This window comes from Streptomyces sp. 13-12-16 (assembly GCF_002114215.1).
Taxonomy (GTDB): Bacteria; Actinomycetota; Actinomycetes; order Streptomycetales; family Streptomycetaceae; genus Streptomyces.
Map to the genome: position 1 here is coordinate 1 of NZ_NCTE01000435.1, position 4992 is coordinate 4992.

Annotated in this window: 4 protein-coding genes and 2 pseudogenes; 1 reads left to right on the top strand and 5 read right to left on the bottom strand. The window is 70.4% G+C overall.

Going from position 1 to position 4992, the window contains the following annotated elements; all coding sequences use genetic code 11:
* The coding region (locus B7767_RS17835; protein WP_179167183.1) for a TerD family protein at nucleotides 1-648 on the top strand (648 nt) is incomplete at its 5' end.
* Nucleotides 649-678: 30 nt separating this feature from the next.
* On the opposite strand, the gene B7767_RS17840 is transcribed toward B7767_RS17835, so the two are convergent.
* From B7767_RS17840 to B7767_RS17860, 5 genes and pseudogenes are all read right to left on the bottom strand, one after another.
* Complete coding sequence (locus B7767_RS17840) at nucleotides 679-1245, bottom strand: TetR/AcrR family transcriptional regulator (RefSeq protein WP_085573061.1); 567 nt, start codon at nucleotides 1243-1245, stop codon at nucleotides 679-681.
* 79 nt (nucleotides 1246-1324) lie between these two features.
* Nucleotides 1325-1516 (bottom strand): annotated as a pseudogene (locus tag B7767_RS44685) (TROVE domain-containing protein); the annotation flags it as partial.
* Nucleotides 1517-1682: 166 nt separating this feature from the next.
* The gene (locus tag B7767_RS17850; RefSeq protein WP_085573062.1) at nucleotides 1683-2873 is read right to left on the bottom strand and encodes an LAGLIDADG family homing endonuclease; all 1191 of its coding nucleotides are present in this window, start codon (nucleotides 2871-2873) and stop codon (nucleotides 1683-1685) included.
* 75 nt (nucleotides 2874-2948) lie between these two features.
* Entirely contained in the window at nucleotides 2949-4397 is a 1449-nt protein-coding gene (locus tag B7767_RS17855) for an alkaline phosphatase PhoX (RefSeq protein WP_085573063.1), read from the bottom strand.
* Nucleotides 4398-4757: 360 nt separating this feature from the next.
* Nucleotides 4758-4992, bottom strand: a pseudogene (locus tag B7767_RS17860) (hypothetical protein); the annotation flags it as partial.

Consider the following 4992-nt stretch of genomic DNA (forward strand, 5'->3'; position numbering starts at 1 on the left):
CCCATGCCGACCGCCGCACCCGCCACCCCCGCCGCACCCCCGGCCCCGCCCGCCCCCGCTCCCGGCACCGGGAAGATCAACCTCGACAAGGGCCGGGTCAGTCTCCAGAAGAACCAGACCGTCTCCCTGATCAAGGGCGGTCAGCCGCTGCTGTCCCAGGTCAAGATGGGGCTCGGCTGGGAGCCGGCCTACCGCGGCAAGGACATCGACCTCGACGCCTCGGTCATCGCCTACGGCCCGCAGCGCAACCACATCGACAGCTGCTACTTCGGCAAGCTCCAGATCGTGAACGGCGCGATCCGCCACTCCGGCGACAACCTCACCGGCGAGGGCGGCGGGGACGACGAGGTGATCACCGTCGACCTCGGCCGGCTCCCCATGGACGTCACCGGCCTGGTCTTCACGGTCAACTCCTTCTCCGGCCAGAAGTTCACCGAGGTCGCCAAGGCGTACTGCCGTCTGCTGGACGCCACCACGGGCGAGGAACTGGTCCGCTTCGACCTCACCGGCGCCGAACCGCAGACGGGCGTGATGATGGCGAAGCTGATCCGCCAGTTCTCCGGCGAGTGGGAGATGACCGCGATGGGCGACTTCGTGAAGTCCCGCACCGTACGGGGGATGGTGAAGCCGGCCGCCCAGGCGCTGTAACCACTCCCGCGAGCCGTCGGGCGCCCCCGCTCAGGGGGCGCCCTGAGCCCGCAGTCCGGTCATCAGCAGCTCCAGGTACCGGCGGATCTGCGTACCCTCCCCGCCCGCCAGCTCCGAGGCCGTCGCCACCCCGTGGGCCAGCCGCAGCACGTCGACGGGCTCGACGTCGCGCCGCAGCACGCCCGCCTCCCGCGCCGCCCCGACCAGCCGGGACACCGCGCCCTTCAGCGGATCGCAGCACTCCGTGCCGCCGTCCCCGACGGCGGCACCCAGCAGTGCCCGCAGCCCCCGGATCCGGAGCATCCCGGCGCCGAGTTCGTTCAGCCACTCCACCAGTGCCTCGCCCGGGGGCAGTTGCCCGGCCAGTTCACCGGCCCGCGCCGCGATCGACTCGATGCGGTCGACGTAGGCGGCCTCCAGCAGCGCCTGACGCGTCGGGAAGTGCCGGTAGAGCGTCCCGGACCCGACGCCCGCCCGCTTGGCGATGTCGTCGAGCGAGGCGCCCTCGCCGTGCGCGGCGAACGCCTCCACCGCGGCCTCAAGGAGCAGTTCGCGATTGCGGCGGGCGTCCGCGCGCATGGACCTGACCTGCGCCATCAGCCACTCCTCACCACCGGGAACCCTCCCCCACCCTATCGAGCGGGGGACGGGGAGGGCCCCGGTTCCGGGCAGCCCCTCACGCGGCCCACGGCCAGTCGGCGTCCCGGCCGGCCTCCAGCAGCGGAACCATCCGGAAGGCCGCGTCGGAGAGACCGCCGAAGGTGTGCCGGTTCGCGGTGCCCGACGGGCCGTGGCCCGCGCGGTATCCGGCGAGGTTCCAGGTGTAGACCGGTACCTCGGCCGGAACCTGCTCGGTCGGGTCGCCGTGGTGGAACGGCACCGGCTTGCTCGTCGAACCCGAGCGGTCGACGAGCGCCAGGGTGCGGCCTGGCGGCGCGGGCACGCTGGCCGGCGAGTGACTGTGTGCTGGTCCAACAGGCAGCACGGCCACCACGTGTGCTGACTGGTTGCGTGCCGTAGAAGGCGAACTCCGGTCAAGGTCGCGTACGTGCACAGGTCAATGTCTCCGCACCCGTGGAGGGTGCCACGGAAGCGCCAGTAACAACACCGTTTGCGATCCACAGACGCGACGGAGGCACCTCGACGCTGTAGACCTTCCTCACGCCAACCGTCGACACAGACACGACCCGGTCCCACATGATTGCATCTGCGTAACCACGAGGGCCGGTCGCAGATCGACGGGACGCTCGTCCCCGTGCGGCCAAGGCCGCCAGGGCCGCAGCCTTGTACTCCGTCCGCAGCCTCACCGTCTCACTCAATCGCACAACAGAACGCCCATCAGCCACACGGAGCCGCCAGAGTGGCTTCATGCTGTGGTTGTTCCTCTTGCTGCTGACATGGCTCTGGATGCCAAGTCGAAGCAGCTCGTCGCCGAGTCGGCGGACGAGATTTTCGGAGATATTGGCGAATTCGACCTGTCGCGCCCCCACCGAGCCATCGCTGTCAAACAGACCGGCTACAAGGCCGCAGACAAACTCACGACTGTACGAAAGGTCAGCTACTCGCTTTTCTTCGCCTTTCAAACCCCATACCTGGTGCGTGGCCAGCAGGTCGCGCAACGCGTTGCGATGCCACTCGGGATCAGTGAGACGAACCCGCAGCCAGGTGCCGCTGTCGTCTACCCGAACCTGACAGCCATGCCTGGCGGCGTAGTCGCGCATCTGCTGGAGCGTTCCGTCGTCATGTCCCGCCCAGGTCGGAGTCCTTCCGGTCATATTGCCGTCTCCAAGCATCGAGCCGACGAACCAACCATCCCACTCGTCCCCGAGGCTCCCGAAAAAGTCTGCGTTCAGTGGTGCCGGGATAGCACACCCCGGCACCAACTCTGCCGTTGCCTTCCAGGTCGGACGGCGTGAGCCCGCGCGACTACGCACCGCCCATCGATGGTTTGCTGTCACTTCGACAAGCCGACCCGAAGCGAGCCGGACGGCGAAGACGGGCTGCATACCGTTACTGATCCAGCGCATGGGCAGGACACCAACCAGGTTGCCGACCGTATGGTCCCGCGGTGGATACGGGCGTCCGAGCCTGGCTTCCCGCAGGTCCCACTCCTTGTCGAAGGCGAGCACAGCAAGTTCTTCCGTAACGACGCGCTCCACAGGCGCGACTGCGCCATCCGGAAGCCAGACCGGAGTTCCCTCGGCGAGACCCTCGAAGGTGGACATAGATGAACGGTATGTCCACCATGACCGACCACCTGCCAAATCGGATGGGACCACCCGTACGCGTGATTCTCCGTTCTATTTACGCTGCCGCTTCCAGGGCCCGGTGACGGCGAGCATGATGCCGGGTTCCTGGATGTTGGCGTACAGGGTCTTGCCGTCGGGGGAGAAAGTGACTCCGGTGAATTCGCTGAACTCCGGCTCCTCCTCGGTGCCGATGTTCAGTTCGTTGCGGGCGATGGGGTAGGTGCGTCCGCTGTCGGTGGCGCCGAACAGGTGCTGCGCGCCCTCGCCGTCCTCGGCGATGATCAGGCCGCCGTACGGTGAGACGGTGATGTTGTCGGGGCCGTCGAAGGCGCCGTCCTCCGCCGGGTCCCGGTCGGCGCCGAGCAGGACCTTCAGGGTCAGCGTGCGGCGCCCGGGGTCGTAGAACCAGACCTGGCCGTCGTGCCGCACGGGGCTCTCCTCGCGGGCGTACGAGGAGACGATGTACGCCCCGCCGTCGCCCCACCACATGCCCTCCAGCTTGCGGGCGCGGGTGACCTCGCCGGCCCCGAACTGTCCGCGCACGTCGACGGTCCGCGCGTCGCGGTCGGGTACGTCCACCCAGTCGACGCCGTACACCGTGCCGGTCCTCGTGGCGCGGGAGAGGTCGTCGACGTACCGGCCGCCGGAGTCGTAGCACTTGGGCGCCTGGAGGACGCCGGCGTCGTCGGCGAGGGTGCGGAACCTGCCGGGGCCGTGGCGGAAGCCCTCCGGCGGGGTCCACCGGTAGAACAGGCCGTTGGGCTCGTCGGCGTCCTCGGTGAGGTAGGCGTGGCCGCGCCTGGAGTCGATGACGACGGCCTCGTGGTCGTAACGCCCGAAGAACTTCAGCGGTTTGGGGTCGCGGTTGGCGCGCCGGTCGGCGGGATCGACCTCGAAGACGTAGCCGTGGTCCTTGGTCATGCCGTTCTCGCCGGCCCGGTCGGAGTTCTCCTCACAGGTGAGCCAGGTGCCCCAGGGGGTGCTGCCGCCCGCGCAGTTGTTGGCGGTGCCGGCGATGCCGACCCATTCGGCGACGCTGCCGTCCCGGCGCACCTCGACGACGGTGCAGCCACCGGGGGCGGCCGGGTCGTAGACCAGGCCCTCGGCGAGCGGGACGGGGAACTCCCGTTCCTCGCGCGGGCCGTCCATCTCGTGGTTGTTGACCAGGAGGGTGCTGCCGCGGGGTCCGGGGAAGGCGGCGGTGCCGTCGTGGTCGGCGGGCGTGAACTCCCCCGACTCCAGCCGGGTCCTGCCGGCGCGGGTGAGGACGCGGTAGGTGAACCCGGCGGGCAGGGCGAGGAGTCCGGCCGGGTCCGCGACGAGCGGCCCGTATCCGACCCCGTCGTGCCGTCCGGCCGCTTCCCCGGCCCCTTCGTCCGCGCTCCCGGTGTCGGTGGCCGCGAGGGCGTGGGGCGCGGAGGCGAGGGCGGCCACACTGCCCGCCAGTGCGACGCCGGCGATCGCGGACGTCCTGGTGAAGTCCCTGCGGGTGAGCGACATGCTGTCTCCTGTGCCGTGGCTGGACCGTGGAGGGTGGCGAACGCCGTGCGCCCGCCACCCTCCCGCCCATGCCTGAACGCCCGTTGAACACCGGGGGTCACGGTGGTTCTCCCTTACGTGAACCGCCCGGACCCCGCGCGGCACCGGGCGCGGGGCCCGTCCCGTGTCAGGCGTCCCGCGCGGCGCCGGACGCTCGTGGCCCCCGCCGTGCGGGTTTCCCCGCCCCGCTGCCCCTTCCCGTCCCCGAGGGCTGGGCTCCCGGCCCTTTCGCGCCCACACGGCGGAGCCGCATGCCGGCACAGCCCTGGCACACACCCCACCACCCGGCCGCGGGCCACGCGCGTGCGAGAGGCGCGGCGCTCAGCTCCCGTGCTGCGACCGTGCCTTGAACGCCGCCTTCCGCGCTTCCTTCGCGATCCGCTTGTCGGGGTGCAGCCGCCCCATGGCCTCCAGCACGTCCGCGGTGGCCGGGTGCTCCACCCGCCAGGCCGTGTCGAAGAAGCCGCTGTGCTGCCGCGCCAGCCCCTCCACCAGGGAGCGCAGTTCCTCGGAGTTGCCCTCGGCGGCGAGCTGGGCGGCGACCGTGTCGATGGTC

Coding starts and splice junctions, on each gene's coding strand:
- B7767_RS17855 (WP_085573063.1), bottom strand. CDS start 4,397: ATGTCGCTCACCCGCAGGGACTTCACCAGGACGTCCGCGATCGCCGGC.
- B7767_RS17840 (WP_085573061.1), bottom strand. CDS start 1,245: ATGGCGCAGGTCAGGTCCATGCGCGCGGACGCCCGCCGCAATCGCGAA.
- B7767_RS17850 (WP_085573062.1), bottom strand. CDS start 2,873: ATGTCCACCTTCGAGGGTCTCGCCGAGGGAACTCCGGTCTGGCTTCCG.